The organism is Mesorhizobium captivum (assembly GCF_033977165.1).
Lineage (GTDB): Bacteria > Pseudomonadota > Alphaproteobacteria > Rhizobiales > Rhizobiaceae > Mesorhizobium > Mesorhizobium captivum.
The window spans coordinates 1-19,421 of record NZ_JAVIJB010000038.1 but is presented as its reverse complement, the minus strand read 5'-3'; the positions used below and the strand labels follow the sequence as shown (position 1 = coordinate 19,421).

The window sequence follows — 19,421 nt, the reverse complement described above, 5'->3', positions numbered from 1 at the left end:
GGTCATGTTTCAAGTTTGGCCGGGAAACCCGATGCGCGAAGCTCGGCTCCGACGGCATCCTCGAGCAGCTTGACGATCCGCGTCGACCAGGCATCGCCGCCATAGGCTTCCTTGCCTTGCTCGAAAATCGCGTTGACACGGGTTGCCAGATCGAGCGGCACGCCGAAATCCTTGCCCATGGCTAGCGCGAAGCCGAGGTCCTTCAGCGCCAGATCCATGGTGAAGCCGATGTCGTAGGAGCCGTTCAAGACGAGCTGACTTTCGGTCTCATGCACGAAGCTGTTGCCGGAGGAGGCGACGATTGCATGGTAGGCTTGGGCGAGGTCGAGTCCGCCTTGCTTGGCCAGCATCAGCGCCTCGCCGGCGGCGACCAGATGGATGAAGGCCAGCATGTTGGTGATGACCTTGATCACCGCCGCCGAACCGACCGGACCCATCAGGAACGATTTTGCGCACATCGCCTCGATGGCAGGGCGATGCCGTTCGTAGAGTGCGGCGTCGCCGCCGACCAGCGCGGTTATCTTTCCAACCGCGGCTAAATGCACGCCGCCGGTGACCGGGCATTCAAGCGTCTCGACGCCCTTCGCCAACGCCAGCGCCGACAGCCGCAAAATCTCGTCGCGGCCATTGGTCGACATCTCGATCCAGGTGCCGCCAGCGGCCAGGCCGTCAAGCAATCCGTCAGGGCCGGTCAGCACCGCCTCGCTTACCTTGGGCGAGGGCAGGCAGGTGATCGCATTGCCGACGCGGGCGGCGGCCTCGGCCGGGCTCCTGGCGGCTGTCGCGCCGAGCGCGACAAGCCGCTCGATCGGCGACGGGTCGCGGTCGAAGACGGTGACGGCAAAGCCGTTGCGCAGCAGGCTGGCGGCCAGGTTGCCGCCGAGATGGCCGAGCCCGATGAAGGCATAGGCGAGGCGCGCGCTCACGGCATCAGCGGCGTCTGCATCATCTGCAGATGCAATTCCTTGCCGCTGTAAGGATGCGCGTCGCAGACCTCTTCGTTGAGCTCGACCCCGAGACCGGGCTCCTTTGATGGGATGACGTTGCCGTCCTGCCATTCGATCTTCTTCTTGAGCAGCTGCGCGTGAAAACCGTCCCACTGCTTCAGCGATTCCAGGATGAGGAAGTTGGGCAGCGTCACCGCGAGCTGAATGTTGGCGGCGCCGACGATCGGCCCGCAATAGCAATGCGGCGCGACCTGGATGTGATATGCCTCGGCCATGGCGGCGATCTTCTTGGTCTCCAGTATGCCGCCGGAGCGGCCGAGGTCGGGCTGCAGGATGGTCGCGGCGCGGTTCTCGATGACGCGTGCGAATTCGGATTTCGTGGTCAGCCGCTCACCGGTGGCGATAGGGATCGAGGTGGCGCGGGCGACCTGCGCCATCACCTCCGGCATGTCAGGCGGCACCGGCTCCTCGAACCACAGCGGATCGTAGGGCTCGATGGCGCGGGCGAGCCGCAGCGCGCCCGAGGCGGTGAACTGGCCATGCGTGCCGAACAGGATGTCGGCCCTGGTGCCGACAGCCTCGCGGATCGCCTTGATCATGCGCGCCGAAAGATCGATGTCGATGAGGCGCGGCTGGTGGCCGTCATAGGCGGTGTAGGGGCCGGCCGGATCGAGCTTCACGGCGTTGAAGCCTTGCTCGACATATTCGAGCGCGCAGGCGGCGGCCATGTCGGGATCGTTGTAGACGTTCTGGCCGCGGGCATCTTCCGAATGGACGCTGCCGGTGTGCGGATAAAGGTAGGTATAGGAGCGCAGCGTCTCATGCACCTGGCCGCCGAGCAGCTTGTAGACCGGCTTGCCCGCCTCCTTGCCGATAATGTCCCAACAGGCCATTTCGAGCGCCGAGAAGCAGCCCATGCCGGAGACATCGGGTCGCTGGGTGAAGCCGGAGGAATAGACGCGGCGGAACAGGTTCTCGACATCGTGCGGATCGCGGCCGATCAAATAGCGCTCGGCCATGTCCTCGATCATCCTGGCCGTGACATGCGCAGAGAAGGTGGCGTTGTATGCCTCGCCGTAGCCCACCACGCCGCCGTCGGTGGTGAGCTTGACGAAGATGAAATACTTGCCGCCGATGCCGGGCGGCGGGTTGCCGACAACCCAGGTCTTGACGTCGGTGACTTTCATTTCTGATCCTCCAGAACCAGCTCGGCGCCTTTCCATCCGGTGAGGATCGAGGCGGCGTTGGTGTTGCCCGTGATGTTGTCGGGAAAGATCGACGCGTCGATGACGCGCAGGCCATCGAGGCCATGCACGCGCAGCCGCTGATCGACGACGGCGCGCGAGGCATCCGGCCCCATGCGGCAAGTCGAAACCGGGTGATAGACGGTGCCGGAGCGCTTCCTGAAATCCTGAATCAGATCGGCATCGGAAGTGATTGACGGACCAGGCAAAACCTCTTCCTCGATGATCTCGGCCATGGCCGGCATCGCGGCGATCTTGCGCACGAACTTCACCGCCGCCAGCATCTCGTCGACATCCGCGTTGGTGGAGTAGGCGTTCGCCGTGATCTTCGGATAATCGCGCGGATTGCTCGAACGGATCATGATCTCGCCGCGGCTCGAAGGGCGGCAATTGGAAAGGCCGATGGAAAAGCCCGGCCATGGGTCAGGCGTCAGGATCGGGCGCTCGCCGCTCCTCGGGATGACCGTCGAGAAGGCCTGGAAATAGAGCTGCATGTTCGGCCGCGCCATCGACGGGTCGGTGCGGAAGAAGCCACCGGCATTGTTCATCGACAGCGACAGCGGGCCCGAGCGCGCCAGGATGTATTGCATGCCGACGAGCAGCTTGCCCCACCATGGACGCAGGATCTGGTTGAGCGTCGGCAATTTGCCTCTGAAAGTGTAGTTGATGCCGACGTGGTCCTGCAGGTTCGCGCCGACATTGTCGTTGGCATGGACGACCGGGATGTCGAGGTTTCCGAGCAGCGCGGCTGGGCCGACACCGGAGAGCTGCAGCAACTGCGGCGAGTTGATCGAGCCGCCGGAGAGGATCACCTCGCGGCCCGCGCGGACGATCTTCCTTTCGCCGTTCTGCTCATATTCGACGCCGACGGCGCGCTTGCCCTCGAACAGGATTTTCGTCGCCAGCGCGTTGGTCTCGACGCGGACGTTGCCGCGCTTCATCGCCGGGCGCAGGAAGGCCCGCGCCGCGGACATGCGGCGGCCGTTCCGGGTGGTGATCTGGTAGACGCCGACACCTTCCTGGGTGGGGCCGTTGAAATCCGGATTGAACGGCAGCCCAGCCTGCTGCGCGGCCGCCAGGTAGCGCTTGGTCAGCGGGTGCACGGCGTTCGAGCAATCGGTGATGTGCAACGGACCGCCGACACCGCGCCACTGGTCGGCGCCGGCCTCATTGTCCTCCAGCGCCTTGAAGGCGGGCAGCAGCTCGTCATAGCTCCAGCCCGGATTGCCGGTGGCGGCCCAGGCGTCGAAATCCTCGCGCGCGCCCCGGATATAGACCATGGCGTTGATCGAGCTCGATCCGCCGAGCAATTTGCCGCGCGGCCAATGGTCGGCATTGCCGGCAAGGCCGGTATCGGGCTCCGCCTTGTAGTTCCAGTTGACGGCGGGATCGAAGAAGGTCTTGCCGTAGCCTAGCGGCATCTGGACATAGAAACGCCAGTCGGTCCCGCCGGCCTCCAGCACCAGGACCGAATAGCGGCCTGAGGCCGAGAGCCTTTCGGCGACAACCGAGCCGGCCGAGCCGGAGCCGACGATGATGAAGTCATAAGTCTGCATGATGCGCGGGCGGCTCCGAAATCCGGCGCCTACCCTAGACATTGCCGGCTCACCGCGTCGCCGGGGCTTCCGGCATGGCTTGTGAAAAAAGCGACCGCGCACTTCGTTGGGATTTCGACTTCCGGTCCGAAGCGACCGTTTACCACTTGGGAAAGCGTCCGGCCATCAATCGTCTGCAATGTTCTTGAAATCATAACGCATGATCGGGCGGGCTGGCGTCCTGCGAGCTACCACCGAAAAACCGGCGCGAGCGAAGGTAGAGGCGTACCCGCCACCGGAAGCACTCGGCGACACCTCGGCATCGAAAGGATAGGCCTCGAGAGCGGGAGCATTTGCGCGCCTTGCGATCTCCCGCGCCTCTGCGATCAGGTGGGACATGATGCCCTGCCTGCGACATCTTTTTCGCACGTAGAGGCAAGACAAAGCCCAGACCGGCGTATCGTCCACTCGCTTGAGCTGCCACAGTCGATCAAGCCAAGGCACGGCGTCTCGCGGTGTCACCCGGCACCACCCGACAGCAATACCGCCGTCAAAAGCAAGGACGCCCGGAGGCGGGCCATGCTCGACGGTTTGCCGAAAGGCTGCCTTGTTTTCTTCGCCAGGTCTCTTCCGGTAAGAACTGCCGATCCGCCCATACATGCACCAACAGCGATTGCAGACGGCGCTTTCGGAGAACAGGTCTTCAAGCGCAGGCCATAGATCGGGGGTTAGCGGACGAAAGGTGAGCTTCATCTTAGGTGCCTCCTCAATTCGCTGCGCGCAATGTAGCGCTGTGACCTCCGCTCTGTATCCTTTGGGGAATTTCGAGCCGTGCCTTCATCGGCTGGTGGCGCGTTGACGTGTCCGGACAGTGCCGGTACGGGATCAGCACAATCGATCTCGGAGGGATCCCTCTATGGTGCACTACGCGGAAGGCCCGCCGCTCGGCGATCTGACGCTGAGGACGCTCGCCATGCCGTCGGACGCCAATGCCGCCGGCGACATTTTTGGCGGCTGGGTGATGGCGCAGATGGACCTTGCCTGCGGCATCCGCGCGGCCGAGCGCGCCAAGGGCCGCGTGGTGACGGCGGCGGTGAAGGAGATGTCCTTCGCCAAGCCGATGAAGATCGGCGACACGCTCTGCATCTACACCCATGTCGAGCGCGTCGGCCGCACCTCGATGACGCTCAAGGTCGAGGCCTGGGCCCAGCGCTACCTCTCCGACCTGATGGAGAAGGTCACCCATGCCGATTTCGTCATGGTGGCGCTCGACGGCGAGGGCAAACCGAAGCCGGTTCCGGCCGAAGGCTGACGGAGGCGATTCTCCAATCCAGGGTCATTTGTAACATCGCCTGCGCGAGCAATGCGCTTCGCGACATCCTGTGGTTGCCTTCACGCCCAATTCTGCAGGCGCCGGAGGAAAGACAATGCGTCAACACATGCTGAACGGCTGGCTGGTGGCAGCCCTTGTCGCCCTGGTCTGCCTGCTCGGCATAACGGCCTATGCCGAGGTCAAAAAAGATCTTCCGCGCACCGCCCAATTGCATGGCAACGGGAGCGTTGAGACGCAGGGCGCGACGCGCGCGATTTGCAATCCAACGCCTTGTGGCAGCACCAGGTCAAAAGCCTGAATGGCTGTCTTTAAAACGCGGTCCTCGGCATCAGAGTCGAGCAGGCGTTAGGCTGACATCGCGTCCAATACGGAAAGATTCCAAGATATAGCTGGGCGCGCTTCTTCGGTGGCAAAGCCTTCCACCCAAGAAACTAAAATCCCTTGTGGTGCAAGGCTTTCAAGCCCGAGTGCCATCAAACTTTGCGCGGGCGGCCTTGACCCTTTCGGTATTCTTTCGCGCCCATTCGCCGAGCGCGCCGACCGGCACCAGCAGCTCGTGGCCGAGCTCGGTGAGCTCGTAATCGACCCGCGGCGGAATGGTCGGGAACACTTTCCGCGTGACGAAGCCGTCGCGCTCCAGACCGCGCAAGGTGGTGGTGAGCATCTTCTGCGAGATGCCGCCGACGGCCGCGCGCAATTCGTTGAAGCGCATCGCTCCGCCGCCCAGCTTGCCGACCACCAGAACGGTCCATTTGTCGCCGACCCGCTGCAGGATTTCCGACACGGCGCGGCAGTCCTCGGTGTTGTGCGGGTGCCTCAGTAACAAAAATGTTCCTCCTTGCGTGCGACTTTGTCAGTATCACATATAGCGCCGGTATCCAAACGATACCAGAAATCCCCCGCAAGGAGAGCCCAATGTCCAAACCCAAAATCGCCATCGTCGTCGGTTCGACGCGCGCCGCCCGCTTCGCCGACGTGCCGACGCAGTGGATCGCCAAGATCGCTAAGACGCATGCCGACATCGACGTCGAAGTCGTCGATCTGCGCGACTTCCCGCTGCCGTTCTTCGACGAAGTTGCCTCCTCCGCTTGGGCGCCGTCGCAGAACGAGGTGGCGCAGCGCTGGCAAAAGAAGGTCGCCGAGTTCGACGGCTTCATCTTCACCGCCGCCGAGTACAATCACGGCCCGACCGCCGTGCTGAAGAACGCGATCGACTACGCCGCCAATGAGTGGAACAAGAAGTCGGCCGGTTTCGTCGGCTACGGCAGCGTCGGCGGCTCGCGCGCCGTCGAACAGCTGCGGCTGCATGCCGTCGAGCTGCAGATGGCGCCGGTCAAGTCGGCCGTCCACATCGCCTGGGGCGATTTCCTTGCGGTTCGCCAGGGCGAAAAGAAGCTGGAAGACATCGAGCATCTGAACCAGGCGGCGGCCGCGCTCGTCAACGACGTCGCCTGGTGGGCGAAGGTGCTGAAGGCTGCTCGCGCTGCCGATGCGATTGACGCTGAAGCCAAGGCGGCTTGAGCCGTCGCGGGAGGATCATCCTCCCGAGATCATCCTCTCAAAGATCATTCCCAGGGGTGGCGCTTGCGCCGCCCCTTTTCAATTTGCGGAAGCGGCGGCCGCCTGCCTTGGCCTGATGATGCAGTCGGCAAGGCGCTCCCGCTCGTTCACCAAATGAGTTGTCGTTGGGCTCGGCTTTGCCGAGGTGATGGTCAAAGGCGAGCCGCAGCCTTCACGCGATCTTGCCGTCCACGATATGGATGCGGCGTTGCATGCGAGCGGCAATGTCCAGGTCATGCGTCACGGCGACCACCGCCTTGCCGCGCTCACGCACCAGGTTCTGCAGTATTTCGAACACCTGCTCGGAACTCTTGCTGTCTAGGCTTCCGGTCGGCTCGTCGGCGAGGATAAGCGGAGGGTCATTGGCGAGCGCGCGCGCCACCGCGACCCGCTGGCGCTGACCACCTGACAACTGATCTGGCCGTCGGTCGAGATACTCGCCCAGTCCAAGCGAGCCGAGCAGATCACCGGCGTGCTTGCGCATCTCGGCTCTGGCGAGCCGGCCTAGCTTACGCATCGGGATCTCGACGTTTTCGCGCGCCGTGAACTCCGGCAACAGAAAATGGAACTGGAACACGAAGCCCATCATTTCGAGCCGTGTTCTGGCGCGTTCCTTTTCGTCCATGGGGCCGCTGTCATGGCCGGTGACCGCAAGCCGACCTGAAGTCGGCCGGTCGAGAAGGCCGAGCAGGTAAAGCAGTGACGATTTCCCCGAGCCGGACGGACCGGTGATGGCAACGAATTCATTCTCGTCGATCCGAAGAGAAATGTCCTTGACGAGCGTCACCGGCACCGTCTCCGGTAGAATTCGGGTCAGCCTCTCGGTCTCGATCAGCGTGCTCATGTCGCGCCCCTGATGATGTCGACCGGGTTTTGCCTCGCCGCCCGCCGCGCCGGCAAAAAGCCGGCCACCGCCGCCGAGCCGACCGCGAAGACCGAGGCGATGATGTAGTGCAGCGCGCTCCAGGCGATCGGCAGATGGGTCATCTCCCGGCCGGCAGCGGCGATCTTGAAGCTCACCAGCGACAGCGCATAGACCAGAGCGAAGCCGAGCGCGCAGCCGAGCGCCGAGCCGCCGGCGCCGATCGCCACGCCTTCAAGCAGGAACAGCCGCCGCATATCCGCTTCCGGGAAGCCGAGCGACTTCATGATCGCGATGTCGCGCGTCTTCTCGTGGGTGATGGTGGAGATGATGTTGAAGATGCCGAAGCCTGCGACCAGCATGATGGCGCCGACCACGGTGTACATGATGATGTTGCGGATGACGAAGGCCTGCAGGATCGCTTCGTTGGCCTCTTGCCACGCTACGGCCTTGTAGCCGAGCTCGGCCTCGGCGCGGTGCGCCACCAGCGGTGCACGGTTCGGGTCGTCGAGCTTGATCCGGATCTCGTTGATGGCGTTCGGCCGCTCCGAAAGGATCTGCGCGTTTTTCAACAGAACGTAGGCCTCGCCCTCGTCACGCGCGGTCGTGCCGGTGTGGAACAAGCCCGTGATTTTGACGTTGCGCGTCTGCCCTTCCGACGACACCGCCGTGATCGTGTCGCCGAGCCCGGCGCCGAGCCGGCTCGCCATCGTGTCGCCTATCAGCACGTTGTTTCCGCCTGCGGCCAGCGCCGCAAAGTTGCCCGCGACGAAATCATCCACGATCGGCGACACGCCGCGCTCGCGCTCTGGTTCGACGCCGATGATGGCGGCGCCCACTTCGCGGCTTGAATAGCGGATCACGCCCTGCGTCTTGAGGCTGACAGCGAACCGTCCAGGCATCCAGCTTTCGAGCCATGCGATCGCTTCGGTCGGATTGATGATGCCCCGGCGGTCGTCACGCGGCCTCAGACCCGATATGGCGACAGCATTGAATAGGTCCTCGACGGGCTGGCGGCGAGCCGTGCGCTGCTCGTCGGTTATGTCGACATGCGGCATGGTGTCGACGAGCTGCCTGACGAAATCGTCCTGTCCGCCTTGCATCAGCGCCGCCATGGCGACCGAGAAGCCGACGCCGACCGCCACTCCGATCAACGCCACCAGCGTCTGTCGGCCGCGGCCGGCGATATGGGTGACGGCGATGTCGAGGATCAGCGGCATCTCGCCTCACATGCCTTTCTCGGTGGCCTTCACGCGCGTGCCGTCTTTGAGGTCGGCTGGGTAAGGCGAGACGATGCGATCCTGCTCGCCGATGCCGGACAGCACCTCGATGCCCTTCACGCCACGAATACCGGCGCGGATCTCGCGCTTGTATGCCCTGTCGCCTTCGACCACGGCGACATCGTTTCCCTGAACCGCGGCGGAGGGAACCAGCAGCGCGTTCCTGGCCACGCGGGTGACGATGTTGACATCGGTCGACATGCCGATCCTGAGCGGCGTGTCGTCCGGCAGGCGGAAGTATACCCGATATGTCTTCGCCACCGGATCGCCCTTGGGCGTGATCCGGTCGACGACCGCTTCCAGGTTCCGGCCGGGGAACGCGTCGGCCCTCAGCAGCGTCCGCTGGCCGACCTCGACGCGCGGAATATCCTCTTCGTTGACCTCAGCGACCGCGAGCAGCGGCCGCGGTTCGCCGATCCAGAACAGTATGGTGCCGAGTTCAGCGACCTCGCCGACCTCGCCGTCCTCCCTCAGCACGACGCCCGGGCTCGGCGCGCGCAATATATAAGTTTCGAGGCGCGCTTTCTGCGCGGCGATCAGCGCCTCGATCTGAGACAGCTCGCTGCGCGCCTGATCGAGCGCCTGCTGGCTCGCAGCGTTTTTCTCCGCGAGCACCGTCTGGCGCTGGAATTCCTGTTCGGCCAGAGCCCGCCGCGCCTCGAGCTCACCGAGCGCGGCCTTGACCTCGCTATCGTCGAGCCGGGCAAGCACGTCGCCGCGCTCGACCCGCGAATCCTCGCAGTCGCACCGCTCGACAATTCTCTCGCGGACCACGGGCGCCACCTTTGCCCAGGTCTTCGGCTCTACCGAGCCGCTGGCGTAGACGATCTCCGCCGCGTCGCCGCGCCTGGCCGTCACCACCGAGACGGGCGTCGGCTGCAGCAGATACCAAGTCGCGGCGGTCGCAGCCGCCGAAGCCACGACAATGCCTGCAATCCAGCGTCTAAAGCGCATCGAGCGCTCCTCTTTCAAGGGCGGGACCTATAGCATTAGACCGACCGTCGGTCTATTATATTTGAAAACGTATTGACAGGGCCGGCGTTCCTGCCTGTCGATCACGCTTTCAGTAACGTCCGAGGGAACCGAATTGGCCAGAGTGATAAAGTCGCCGGAAGTACGCTCTGCCGAGCTTCTCGACTGTGCCCAGCGACTGTTCTTCCAGCGCGGTTACGACGACACGACGGTCAACGACATCATACGCGAGGCCGGCCTGTCGAAGGGGGCGTTCTATCACTACTTCGCCTCGAAGGAGGCACTGCTGGAAGCGCTCGCGGCGCGGATCGCGCGCGAGAGCCTCGCCGAACTCGAGCCTATGTTGGAAGATCCTTCACTCGATGCCATCGGCCGCCTCAACGCGCTTTTTTCCGGATCGCAGCGGCTCAACGTCGAGTTGGCCCCGCAGCTTCGGAAAACTTTCGCCGTGGTCTTTCGCCCGGAAAACGTCGTGCTCTTCCACAGGATCGACGAGACCGCCAGGGAGCTCGCCTTGCCGATGATCGCAAACCTCCTGAGGAAGGGGAGCGAGGAGGGCGCCTTCAAGGTGCCCGATCCGATTGCCTTCGCCGACATGCTCCTGCAGATCAGGCTGATCTTCCGGGACGTGATGCACCGTGCGCTGCGCCAGGCCGAAGGGGGCGACCTCGAGGAAGCCGCGCACCTGCTCGAGGAGCGGCTGCGGATCTACGGCATCGCGGTTGACCGCCTGCTCAAGCTGCCCGATGGGACGATCGAAGCAGTTGAGCCTGGTTTCGCCCGAGCATTCCTGGGGGCGCAGTCATGAGTGCCGGCGCGCAGAGCGGTTCAGGAAGACCGCGTGGACGCGTGATCGGCCGCAACCAATCGCTCAAGGGCTTCGCGCTGCTGCCGCTTTTGTGTCCCGACATGCAGAGGGCGAGCCTGTCCGAAGTTTTCGAACTGGCGGCGAGTGGCCAACTGCGGGTGACAATCGGCGGCCGCTTTGCGCTCGATCAGGCCGGCGAAGCTCACCGCCTGATCGAGGAGCGCCGCTCGACCGGCAAGGTTGTGTTGCTGCCCTAGAGCGTTTCACCGTTTCACGGAAACGGCGAACCGCTCTATCTCTTTGTTTTGACGCAATTCCGAACGGAAAACCGTTACGCACTTTTCCTGGAATTGCCCTAGCGCGGTCTATCGCCTCGCGATCGGGCGGTGACCGTCGGGCAGGCGGGTGGCGATCAGCTTGTCGATGCGGCGGCCGTCGAGGTCGACCACCTCGAAGCGCCAGCCTTGCGCGTCGACGCATTCGCCGGTTGTGGGCAGGTGGTGCAGATGCGACAGCACATAGCCGGCCACAGTCTCATAGTCGCGGTTCTCGGGCAGGTCGATGCCCAGCACTTCGGCCATCTCGTCGGCCTGCATATAGCCGGCGAGCAGCCATGAGCCGTCCTCGCGCTTGACGGCGTTCTCTTCCTCGCCGGCCTCGAGATCCGAGCGGAAGACGCCGGTGATCGCTTCCAAAATGTCGGCCGGCGTGACGATGCCTTCGAAATGGCCGTATTCGTCATGGACGAGCGCCATCGGCACGTCCGATTCCTTCAGTTTCGCCAGCACGTCGAGCGCATCGGCCTGATCATGCACGATTGGTGCTTCGCGCACGTGCTGGCGCGGTTCCAGCACCCTGCCGCCGAGGATCGCCGCCAGCACGTCGCGCGTCTGGACGACGCCGATCATGGCGTCGACATTGCCGTCGCCGGCGGGCAGCCGCGAATGCTGGGTCTCCATCAAGAGCCGTCTGATGGCTGCCTCGTCGGATTGCAGGTTGATCCAGTCGACCTCGGTGCGCGGCGTCATCACCGCGCGCACGGCACGATCGCCGAGGCGCATGACGCCAGCGATCATGCGCCGTTCGTCGGATTCGATCGTGCCGTGATGCTCGGCCTCGGCGACCAGCATCTTGATCTCCTCGTCGGTCACCTTCTCTTCCGCCTCGCCGTGCTGGCCGAGCAGCCACAGAACAGCGCGGCCGGAAAGATCGAGCAGGAAGACGAGCGGCGCCGAGACGGTTGCGAGGATGGTCATGGCGGGCGCCGCCCTTACGGCGACGCGCTCCGGATCCCTCAGCGCGATCTGCTTCGGCACGAGTTCGCCGACGATCAGCGAGGCGTAGGTGATGAGCGCGACGACGATGCCGACGCCGATGGGGTCGGCAATGGTCTCGCGGATACCGGTCGAGACCAAATATTGCGCCAATCGCTCGCCCAGCGTAGCGCCGGAAAAGGCGCCGGACAGCACGCCGACCAGGGTGATGCCGATCTGCACCGACGACAGGAACTTACCGGGGTTGGAGCCCAGCGCCAGCGCGCGGCCGGCACCCCTGACGTTGCGGTCGATCATCGCCTTGAGGCGGGCAGGCCGCGACGAGACGATGGCGAGCTCCGACATGGCCAGAAGGCCGTTCACCAGGATGAGGACGGCCACGACGGCGATTTCAACATAAAGCATGGGCGGTCAATAGCATTGCCGCAGTGCATTCGAAAATAGTCCGCCATTATTTTTGAAGCATGACAATTTCGGACCATGACAGGCGGATTGTTCAGGCGGCATCCCAAGGTGGTGTCGAAAAATGTTCGACGAGCGCGTCGATGACGACCCGCGCCTTTGGCGTCAGCGCTCGCGTCACCGGCCAGACGGCGTGCACGACGATGTTTTCGACCAGACAGTCGGACAGGACTATTTCGAGCTCGCCGCGCGCCAGGCTCTCAGCCGCCAGCCAGGTCGGCAGAAAGGCGATGCCGCAGCCGGCAAGGGCGGCATCGAGCATCGGTTCGCCGTGGCCAAGGACAAGCCTGGCCTTGGGGACGAAAGTCGTCAGATGGCCGTCGGTGCTCCTGATGGTCCAGGGACGAACGACGCCCTCGCGCCCATAGCCGATGACGCTGTGGCGGACGAGGTCGTCGATGGACCGCGGCCTGCCATATTTTTCGAGATATACGGGAGCGGCACATATTGCCGAGCGTTGGGCGTAGATGCGGCGCGCCGCCAGCGACAGGCTGTCGTCGAGATCGCCCATGCGGACGGCAAGGTCGATGCCTTCCTCGATCAGGTCGACGCGCCGGTCGTTGAAGGAAATCTCGATCGCCATTTCCGGGAACCTGCTGGAGATGCCGAACAGCACGGGGCGACGCATCTGCGGCCGAAGGCAAGCGGCACGTCGACGCGGAGCCTGCCCGAAGGAATCTGCCGACGTGAGGCAAGCAGCGCCTGCCCGGCCTCGATTTCCGCCAGGGCCCGCACGCAGGCTTCGTAGTAGCTGGTGCCTTCGCTGGTGGGGCTAAGGCTGCGGGTGGTGCGGTTGAGCAGGCGAACGCCGAGCCGCTGCTCCAGCTGCGCGACCGACTTGCCGATCGCAGACTTGGTCACATGCAGCCGTTCACCGGCACCGGTGAAGCTGCCGGCTTCGACAGCATGTACGAATGCGACGATGCCTTGCAGGTCAATCGAATCCACGGCGCAACCTTTGTAGACTTCTTCTCTTCAATTCGTTGCCAAATGTCCCTCATTTCGGCATTTTTTTCCATAGTCGGATCGCATAAATGTCTGGCGTGGCTATCAATCGAGGCGCGCGACGTATGAGCACCGACGGCAACAGGTCCTGGCAGATGACGGGGTTCGGCCTGCCAAAATTGAACCCGGTGAGAGACAGGATGCCTGAGCCAGGCCCGCACGAGCTTCTCGTGCGCACGAAAGCCGTCTCGCTGAACTACAAGGACAAGTTGATCGTTGATGGCATGCTGATCCCCGATCTTTCCTTCCCTTTTGTGCCGACTTCCGATGCCGTGGGCGAGGTCGTTGCTGTCGGCAGCGCGGTCAGCCGGTTCCAGGTCGGGCAGCGCGTGCTCGGCCAGGTGATCGCCGACTGGCCGGACGGCGATGCGCCGCCGGTGCTCCATAAGCACACGCTGGGCTCCTCGGTTTCGGGCATGCTTTCCGAGCATGTCGTCTTCTGCGAGGACGCCGCCGTGCTCGCGCCGCCATCGCTCAGCGATATCGAGGCGGCGACGCTGCCGATCGCGGCGCTGACGGCCTGGTTCGCGATGGCCGAAGCGACGAGGCCTGTGCCGGGCCAGACCATCCTGATCCAGGGCACGGGCGGTGTCTCGCTGTTTGCGCTGCAGTTCGCCGCGGCGTTCGGCCTGCGCGCCATCGTCACCTCGAGCAGCGACGAAAAGCTCGAGCGCGCCAAGGATCTCGGCGCCTGGCAGGTGATCAACTATCGCACGCAGCCGGCCTGGGACGAGGCAGCCCGCGACCTGACGGACGGGCTGGGCGTGAACCACATCCTGGAAATGGTCGGCGGCGACAATGCGCGGCAGTCGCTCAACGCGCTTGCCGCCGACGGCCGGCTGTCGATCATCGGCCTGCTCGGCGCGACTGAGATCAGCTTTCCGGTCCTGCCGTTCATGCGCAACCGCATCGTCGTGCAAGGCATCTCCATCGGCCATCGCCGCAGTTTCGAGCGCATGAACCGGGCGATCGAAGCGCTCGGCATCAAGCCGGTCATCGAGAAGGTCTATGGCTTCAATGACGTGCCGCAGGCGTTCGGGCATTTGGAGAAGGGGCCGTTCGGCAAGATCGTCATCACCGCGACCTGATCCGCACCGGCGTCACCTCCTCACGGCAGCATCTTCAATACGCCGATCATCGCCATGCCGTCGGTGAAATAAGGATCGCCGCCGCCATTCCTGCCGCTTTTCGTGGCGCCGATCCCCGGTATCTCGGTGGTCGCGGTCAGCAGGCCGGCCGCGCTGAGGTCGCCGATCAGGAAGTTGCGCTCGGCGTCGATGTCGGGGCCGATATGGTGGGTGATGGCGCCGGTGTCGTGGCTGAGGCCGACGCCGCGGTCGAAGCTCGCGGCGCCCAGCCAGAGCGGGCGGCCGTCATCGCCGACCGTGTTTGTCTGCCAGAAGCGGACATGGTGGCGCCGGTCGGCGCTGTCGCCGACCGGCTTTTCGAAGGCGAAGTCCTGGGCGCGGCCTTCGAACAGCAAGCGGCTCATCGGGGCATCGGGATAGGGACGGGAAAACAAGACACTTTCGCCGATATCGATCGCGGTCCTCAGCGTGACGGCGTCGGCCGTGTCCCAGCCGGCGACGGCAAAGGCATGGACGACCTCCTTTTCGGTGCCGACAAGGCCGACATTGATCGGGTCGCCCGGAATGCCCTGCGGCGTGTGCGTCACCATCTCGAGGCGCTGCGTGCGGAAGCCGCGCTCCCGCCAGGTCCAGAATTCCGGCGCGGCGAGATAGGCGAATGCCAGATAGAAGGCGCAGAAAGCCGCCAGCCAGATCGCCGCGCGCCGCCTAACGCTTCGCTCACCCAAGAGAAACCACTCCTGAACGCGTTCGCGGCCACTCTATGCGGTGTCGCGTGGATTGGGCAGTAGGGTTGCGCCGCCTCAGCGGCAGGCGCGATATCCGCTCCTGCGGTTCTTGACGTCGAAGTGGAAGTGGTTGCGGTGGTCGTAATTGTAGCCCGGGCCGAGCACCGTGTTGAAATACTGGCAGCCGTCGGCGCGCACATTGTTCAAGAAGCCGCGGGTGCGGAAAGCGAACAGGCCAGGCTTGCGGACATCGATGTCGTCGCCATTGTTAAGCTCGATGCTCATGACATCGAGTGCGTTGCCTTTGCCGTGTTCCGACAGGACACCTTCGCCAGCGATGTTGCGGCAGGAGTAGCTCGAGCCTTGATGGATGGTCTTGACGCCGGAGAAATAGCGCCAGCGGGCGGCCGGCACCAGCTCGTTCCTGGTCCAGGCGGCGAAGGTCGCTGCCATGTTGCAGGTGAGCGTCGCTGCCGGCCTCATCTCGACGCTGCCAATGGCCGAAACCTTCACCGGAAAATCGATGCCGCACTGGCCTTCATGGATCGGCTGGATGTCCGTGTAGACGACACCCATGCGTTTCAGCTCATTGCGGCAGTCGATCTCGCTGGCCGGCATCTGCTCGACCGGCGACATCGGCTCATCCATGCGCGGATAAGCGACCGAGGTCATATAGGGATTGGACGGGACGAGCCGCTGCATGCCGGAATATTGCGGCGCCTCCGGCACGGCGGCGGTCTGGCCGCCGACATCGACGGCAGGCTGCAGCGAGAAGACATCGCCGGTGTTGCAGGCCGATACGGCCGCAATGGCGAGCCCCGTGGCCAGCCTCATGACAACAATGCGCGCACGGTTGTTCTGCCGCGCCATGGAAAGCGTGGCGCCAAATCTTCTGGCCATCGAAAGGCATCCTGTCCCCGGATGGCACAAGTCTAGTGAGGAAGAGTAAAGGAAAGATCAGCGCCGGTGTTCACGCCTAGGGCCGAATTGCGGCATTGTTCTTTATTTCCGCCTGAACATGATCTTATCCGGACCCGGGGGCAGGCTCACTGACAGAAAGTCCCGCCGTTGCGGCGCGGCTCGAGGTCGAAGTGGAAGTGCAGTGCATGGTCGGGGTCGCTGCCGGGGCCTAGCACGGTCTTGAACGGCCCACAGGCGGCTTTGCGCACCGTATTCAGGAACTTTCCGTCCTTTTCGGGCGGCGCGGGGCCGATGCCGATCGTCCTGCCGTCCGACAGGGTGAAGGAAGCGATGTCCAACGCGTTGCCGAAAGCGTGTTCCGACAGCTTGCCGCCGCCGTGGCGCGGGCGGCAGACATAGGCAGATGCCTGGTTGATCACCTTGAGATCGGCGCCGAATTCGGCCTTCACCGCCGGCCGGACGACATCCGCGGCAAAGCGCGCTGCAGCCTCGGCCATTCGGCAGTTGAGCTCGGTGCCGGAACCGATGCTGATCGATTTTCCAAGCGTTTTCAGGATGATGGGGTAGGGGATCGAGCAGCCGATCTTGGCATCGTGCTCAGCCTTGTGTTCCTCGAATTCGACGCCGAGTGCCTTCAGCCGCTCGCGACAGGCGGTTTCGCTTTCGGGCATCTTTTCGGCCGGAACCTCGGCCGACCGTGGATCGGCAGGGATTTTCTCCTCAGCAGGTTTCTCCGGCGGCAGCGGAGCCGCGGCAGGCGGCTCCGGTTCCAGTTCGGCCGGCTTTTCCGGGGGCGTGGGGGCGACAGCGGGCGGCTTACCCTCCGGTGCCGCGGTGTCGGGTCTTTGTGTCGGAATCGGCACCGCGGCCGGCGCCTCAGGTTCGCTTTCCATATCGATTGATGGCTCCGGGGCTGAAGGCTCTGGTCGCCCTCGCTTTCCCTGACGAGGCTTTTCTTGCTTGAAGCGGGCGGATGCGTCAGCGTCCTTTGGACCGGCAGCGTTTCGCTCTTCCATCGTTGCGGCGTCGTCCTTTTGCGCTTCCGCGGGACGGGGCTCTGGTACCGGAACATTGGCCGGCGAGGTCGGCTGGTCCTGCGTTTGCTGCTGCGTCTGCTTTGGTGCGATCTGCCGCTTGCCCCGCGATCTCACGCGGTGCTTACTCTTCGGCCTCAGTGGCTGATCGGCCCGCTGCGTCAACGGCTGCTCCATACGCGGTGTCAGCGGCTGCCTGTGACGATGCTTGGCATCGGCCGGCGTGATCAGCAAGGTCGCCGCCGCCAAGGGCAGCGCCAGTCTGCAAAATCCGGAAAAGCTCAGCATTGCCATCGGCCGGAAACGGCGCCGCCAAGGCAAAGTTGCCTTGGCGGCAGCAGCGTTGCGATCAAAATCGGTTACCGGGCCGTTACGCGCCGATCGCCTCCAGGCCGTCCTCCAGCCAGTCGGCGAGTTGCGGCAGGCCGAGCAGGTATTTGGCAGTGCGCTTGTTGGCGCGCTCGCGCGCCGCGGCCACCGCGTCGATCCATTCGGAAGCCTCGTAGTCGCCACGACCGATCCAGGCCAGCGCGACGAGCTCGGCCGCTTCATCGACATTGAGATCGTTGATCAGCTCACGGAATTCCTCCTCGGTGAGGTCTTCCGAGGCTTCTTCCACCAGGCCGTCGTGATGATGGCTGTCGTGCGTGTCGCCGTCGAACTCGACCTCATGCTCGGCGCCGTCGTCGTAATCCTCGTTGACGGCGGCACTCAGCGCCTTGGCCTTGAGGATAAACAGGCGCACCGTGTCCGGGTCGATCGAAAGCTCCCATTCCTGTTCGAGGCGCTGCTGCACTGGCCTTTCTCCGGGTGATGCGCTCGGCCGATGATAGCGGATTTGCGGCCCGCGTCACGTCCGTTCGCAAGGAACGGAAACGCGCCCGGACGTCCAAATAGTTTGGCTGCCGCCGGCTTTTCGGGATGAAACGGCACAGAGGCCGCGTTAATCTGCCATTGTCACGCTCACGGAGGCTTCGATGCGCAGACGTTTGCTTATCCAGATCATGGCTGTTGCTGCCCTGCCGCTGTTCGCGGCGCCCGCATTCGCCGCAGGTGAAGGCGGCAGTAGCGGCGGCCAGACAACCAGCCAATGCAAGAAGGGCCAGGTCTGGGACAAGAAGAAGAAGAAATGCGTAACGCCGCAATATGGCATGCTGGATGACGACAGCATCTACGAAGCTGGCCACGATCTGGCGATGGCCGGGCGCTATGACGAGGCGATCTCGGTGCTGACGCTCGCCGCCAACAAGCAGGATCCGCGCATCCTCAACTATCTCGGCTATTCGCATCGCCATTCCGGCCGCGTCACGGTCGGCCTCGGCTACTACGAGGAAGCGCTGCGCATCGACCCGAACTACACGCTGGTGCGCGAGTATCTCGGCGAGGCGCATCTGCAGATCGGCGATCTTGCCGGCGCGCAACAGCAGTTGATCGAGATCGAGAAGCGAACCGGCAAGGGCTCGCGCGAATACGGCATGTTGTCAGAGCAGATCGATCATTTCCTGAGGAGCTGACCACCGGCTTCTCAAAACCGGCTGCGAGCATTCGCAGCCGGTTTCTCGCTGCTGCCGCATTCACCGCCAGGCGATCAAGCGAAAGCAGTGATCATTTTGCCGAACTTCATTTTTGGGCGTGAAAATCGCGCGAAGATTGCTATATTCGGGGAAATTGTGGTGAGACGGTTCCGTTAGCCCGAGGCTGCCGGACCGTTTTCTTTTTGTACCCGTTGACAAGGCTGTTCCCGAAAAGCGGGGGTGGCGGCAGGAAAGGTCAGGCATCATGATCAAGGTTCCGATGACAGGCGAGGGGTTCGCGTCATTGAAGGAAGAGCTGCGCTGGCGCCAGCAGGAAGAGCGTCCACGCATCATCGAGGCGATCTCCGAAGCCCGCTCGCATGGCGACCTGTCTGAAAATGCCGAATACCACGCCGCCAAAGAGTCGCAGAGCCACAATGAGGGCCGCGTCAACGAGCTCGAGGACCTGATCGCTCGCGCCGAGGTGATCGACGTCTCGAAGCTGAGCGGCGACAAGGTGAAGTTCGGCGCGACCGTCGTTTTGGTCGACGAGGACACCGAAGAAAAGAAGACCTATCAGATCGTCGGCGACCAGGAGGCGGACGTGAAGTCCGGCCGTATCTCGATCTCCTCGCCGATCGCGCGCGCGCTGATCGGCAAGGAAGTTGGCGACGCCATCGAGGTCAACGCTCCGGGCGGCGCGCGGGGGTATGAGATCGTCCAGGTTCAGTTTATTTAGGCGCTTGAGCGCGGAATTTTCGCCTTCCAGCTACCCTTTCCAGCGGTTGCGCCGCCCCTCATCTGGCTGCCGCCATCTTCTCCCCGTGAACGGGGAGAAGGGACACTTTCATCGA

The 19,421-nt window shown here is 63.7% G+C and carries 23 protein-coding genes; 8 read left to right on the top strand and 15 right to left on the bottom strand.

The genetic code is table 11. The annotated features are described in order from the left end of the window. Positions 1-2 precede the first annotated feature (2 nt). From RFM40_RS25960 to RFM40_RS25945, 4 genes are all read right to left on the bottom strand, one after another. Positions 3-926 carry an NAD(P)-dependent oxidoreductase gene (locus RFM40_RS25960; protein WP_320229210.1) on the bottom strand — a complete coding sequence of 308 codons (924 nt, stop codon included), beginning with the start codon at positions 924-926 and terminating at the stop codon, positions 3-5. Then, a complete protein-coding gene (locus RFM40_RS25955) occupies positions 923-2,134 on the bottom strand; it encodes a mandelate racemase/muconate lactonizing enzyme family protein (protein WP_320229209.1) in 1,212 nt (403 codons plus the stop codon). The genes RFM40_RS25960 and RFM40_RS25955 overlap by 4 nt, the downstream gene beginning before the upstream one ends. After that, a complete protein-coding gene (locus RFM40_RS25950) occupies positions 2,131-3,747 on the bottom strand; it encodes a GMC family oxidoreductase (RefSeq protein WP_320229208.1) in 1,617 nt (538 codons plus the stop codon). Before RFM40_RS25950 ends, RFM40_RS25955 begins: the two co-directional genes overlap by 4 nt. Positions 3,748-3,912: 165 nt before the next feature. Then, complete coding sequence (locus RFM40_RS25945; RefSeq protein WP_320229207.1) at positions 3,913-4,479, bottom strand: GNAT family N-acetyltransferase; 567 nt, start codon at positions 4,477-4,479, stop codon at positions 3,913-3,915. Between the two features lie 163 nt (positions 4,480-4,642). Here RFM40_RS25945 and RFM40_RS25940 point away from each other — a divergent pair, with 163 nt between their 5' ends. Together RFM40_RS25940 and RFM40_RS25935 are read left to right on the top strand one after the other, a co-directional pair. After that, positions 4,643-5,038, top strand: coding sequence for an acyl-CoA thioesterase (locus RFM40_RS25940; protein WP_320278549.1), 396 nt, complete (start codon positions 4,643-4,645; stop codon positions 5,036-5,038). 115 nt (positions 5,039-5,153) lie between these two features. Further along, positions 5,154-5,357: a hypothetical protein gene (locus RFM40_RS25935; RefSeq protein WP_126098809.1), complete on the top strand. Its 204-nt coding sequence runs from the start codon at positions 5,154-5,156 to the stop codon at positions 5,355-5,357. A 159-nt stretch (positions 5,358-5,516) separates the two neighbouring features. On the opposite strand, the gene RFM40_RS25930 is transcribed toward RFM40_RS25935, so the two are convergent. Next, positions 5,517-5,885, bottom strand: coding sequence for a winged helix-turn-helix transcriptional regulator (locus tag RFM40_RS25930; protein ID WP_320229204.1), 369 nt, complete (start codon positions 5,883-5,885; stop codon positions 5,517-5,519). Between the two features lie 89 nt (positions 5,886-5,974). Here RFM40_RS25930 and RFM40_RS25925 point away from each other — a divergent pair, with 89 nt between their 5' ends. Beyond that, on the top strand, positions 5,975-6,580 hold the full coding sequence (locus RFM40_RS25925) for an NADPH-dependent FMN reductase (RefSeq protein WP_320229203.1): 606 nt from the start codon (positions 5,975-5,977) through the stop codon (positions 6,578-6,580). 211 nt (positions 6,581-6,791) lie between these two features. Here RFM40_RS25925 and RFM40_RS25920 read toward each other — a convergent pair whose 3' ends face one another. Genes RFM40_RS25920 through RFM40_RS25910 form a run of 3 tightly spaced genes read right to left on the bottom strand, consistent with a single transcriptional unit; the run spans position 6,792 to position 9,715 of the window. Next, positions 6,792-7,463 (bottom strand): ABC transporter ATP-binding protein, encoded by a 672-nt coding sequence (locus tag RFM40_RS25920; RefSeq protein WP_320229202.1) that lies wholly within the window; start codon positions 7,461-7,463, stop codon positions 6,792-6,794. Beyond that, on the bottom strand, positions 7,460-8,701 hold the full coding sequence (locus RFM40_RS25915) for an ABC transporter permease (RefSeq protein WP_320229201.1): 1,242 nt from the start codon (positions 8,699-8,701) through the stop codon (positions 7,460-7,462). The genes RFM40_RS25920 and RFM40_RS25915 overlap by 4 nt, the downstream gene beginning before the upstream one ends. Positions 8,702-8,707: 6 nt before the next feature. Next, complete coding sequence (locus RFM40_RS25910; protein ID WP_320229200.1) at positions 8,708-9,715, bottom strand: efflux RND transporter periplasmic adaptor subunit; 1,008 nt, start codon at positions 9,713-9,715, stop codon at positions 8,708-8,710. A 142-nt stretch (positions 9,716-9,857) separates the two neighbouring features. On the opposite strand from RFM40_RS25910, the gene RFM40_RS25905 reads away from it, so the two are divergent. After that, on the top strand, positions 9,858-10,541 hold the full coding sequence (locus RFM40_RS25905) for a TetR/AcrR family transcriptional regulator (protein WP_320229258.1): 684 nt from the start codon (positions 9,858-9,860) through the stop codon (positions 10,539-10,541). Positions 10,542-10,582: 41 nt separating this feature from the next. Further along, a complete protein-coding gene (locus RFM40_RS25900; RefSeq protein ID WP_320229199.1) occupies positions 10,583-10,798 on the top strand; it encodes a zinc-binding dehydrogenase in 216 nt (71 codons plus the stop codon). A gap of 108 nt (positions 10,799-10,906) precedes the next feature. On the opposite strand, the gene RFM40_RS25895 is transcribed toward RFM40_RS25900, so the two are convergent. The 3 genes from RFM40_RS25895 to RFM40_RS25885 all read right to left on the bottom strand — a co-directional run bounded on the left by RFM40_RS25895 (position 10,907) and on the right by RFM40_RS25885 (position 13,225). Beyond that, positions 10,907-12,220, bottom strand: coding sequence for a hemolysin family protein (locus tag RFM40_RS25895; RefSeq protein ID WP_320229198.1), 1,314 nt, complete (start codon positions 12,218-12,220; stop codon positions 10,907-10,909). Positions 12,221-12,311: 91 nt separating this feature from the next. Further along, positions 12,312-12,860, bottom strand: coding sequence for a LysR substrate-binding domain-containing protein (locus RFM40_RS25890; protein ID WP_320229197.1), 549 nt, complete (start codon positions 12,858-12,860; stop codon positions 12,312-12,314). Continuing rightward, a complete protein-coding gene (locus tag RFM40_RS25885) occupies positions 12,818-13,225 on the bottom strand; it encodes a LysR family transcriptional regulator (RefSeq protein ID WP_320229196.1) in 408 nt (135 codons plus the stop codon). Before RFM40_RS25885 ends, RFM40_RS25890 begins: the two co-directional genes overlap by 43 nt. A 197-nt stretch (positions 13,226-13,422) precedes the next feature. On the opposite strand from RFM40_RS25885, the gene RFM40_RS25880 reads away from it, so the two are divergent. Continuing rightward, positions 13,423-14,370: a zinc-dependent alcohol dehydrogenase family protein gene (locus tag RFM40_RS25880; protein ID WP_320229195.1), complete on the top strand. Its 948-nt coding sequence runs from the start codon at positions 13,423-13,425 to the stop codon at positions 14,368-14,370. Positions 14,371-14,390: 20 nt separating this feature from the next. On the opposite strand, the gene RFM40_RS25875 is transcribed toward RFM40_RS25880, so the two are convergent. The 4 genes from RFM40_RS25875 to RFM40_RS25860 all read right to left on the bottom strand — a co-directional run bounded on the left by RFM40_RS25875 (position 14,391) and on the right by RFM40_RS25860 (position 17,849). Beyond that, positions 14,391-15,098, bottom strand: coding sequence for an LssY C-terminal domain-containing protein (locus RFM40_RS25875; RefSeq protein ID WP_320229194.1), 708 nt, complete (start codon positions 15,096-15,098; stop codon positions 14,391-14,393). A 75-nt stretch (positions 15,099-15,173) separates the two neighbouring features. Then, a complete protein-coding gene (locus RFM40_RS25870) occupies positions 15,174-15,998 on the bottom strand; it encodes an extensin-like domain-containing protein (protein WP_320229193.1) in 825 nt (274 codons plus the stop codon). 146 nt (positions 15,999-16,144) lie between these two features. Next, on the bottom strand, positions 16,145-17,302 hold the full coding sequence (locus RFM40_RS25865; RefSeq protein WP_320278548.1) for an extensin family protein: 1,158 nt from the start codon (positions 17,300-17,302) through the stop codon (positions 16,145-16,147). A gap of 121 nt (positions 17,303-17,423) precedes the next feature. Beyond that, positions 17,424-17,849 (bottom strand): DUF3775 domain-containing protein, encoded by a 426-nt coding sequence (locus RFM40_RS25860; RefSeq protein ID WP_320221815.1) that lies wholly within the window; start codon positions 17,847-17,849, stop codon positions 17,424-17,426. A gap of 181 nt (positions 17,850-18,030) precedes the next feature. Between RFM40_RS25860 and RFM40_RS25855 the strand changes: the two genes are divergently transcribed. Both RFM40_RS25855 and greA read left to right on the top strand, forming a co-directional pair. Then, positions 18,031-18,567, top strand: a complete 537-nt coding sequence (locus tag RFM40_RS25855; RefSeq protein ID WP_320229191.1) for a tetratricopeptide repeat protein — start codon at positions 18,031-18,033, stop codon at positions 18,565-18,567. A gap of 265 nt (positions 18,568-18,832) precedes the next feature. Further along, positions 18,833-19,306, top strand: coding sequence for a transcription elongation factor GreA (gene greA / locus RFM40_RS25850; protein WP_126088090.1), 474 nt, complete (start codon positions 18,833-18,835; stop codon positions 19,304-19,306). The last annotated feature ends 115 nt before the right edge of the window (positions 19,307-19,421 follow it).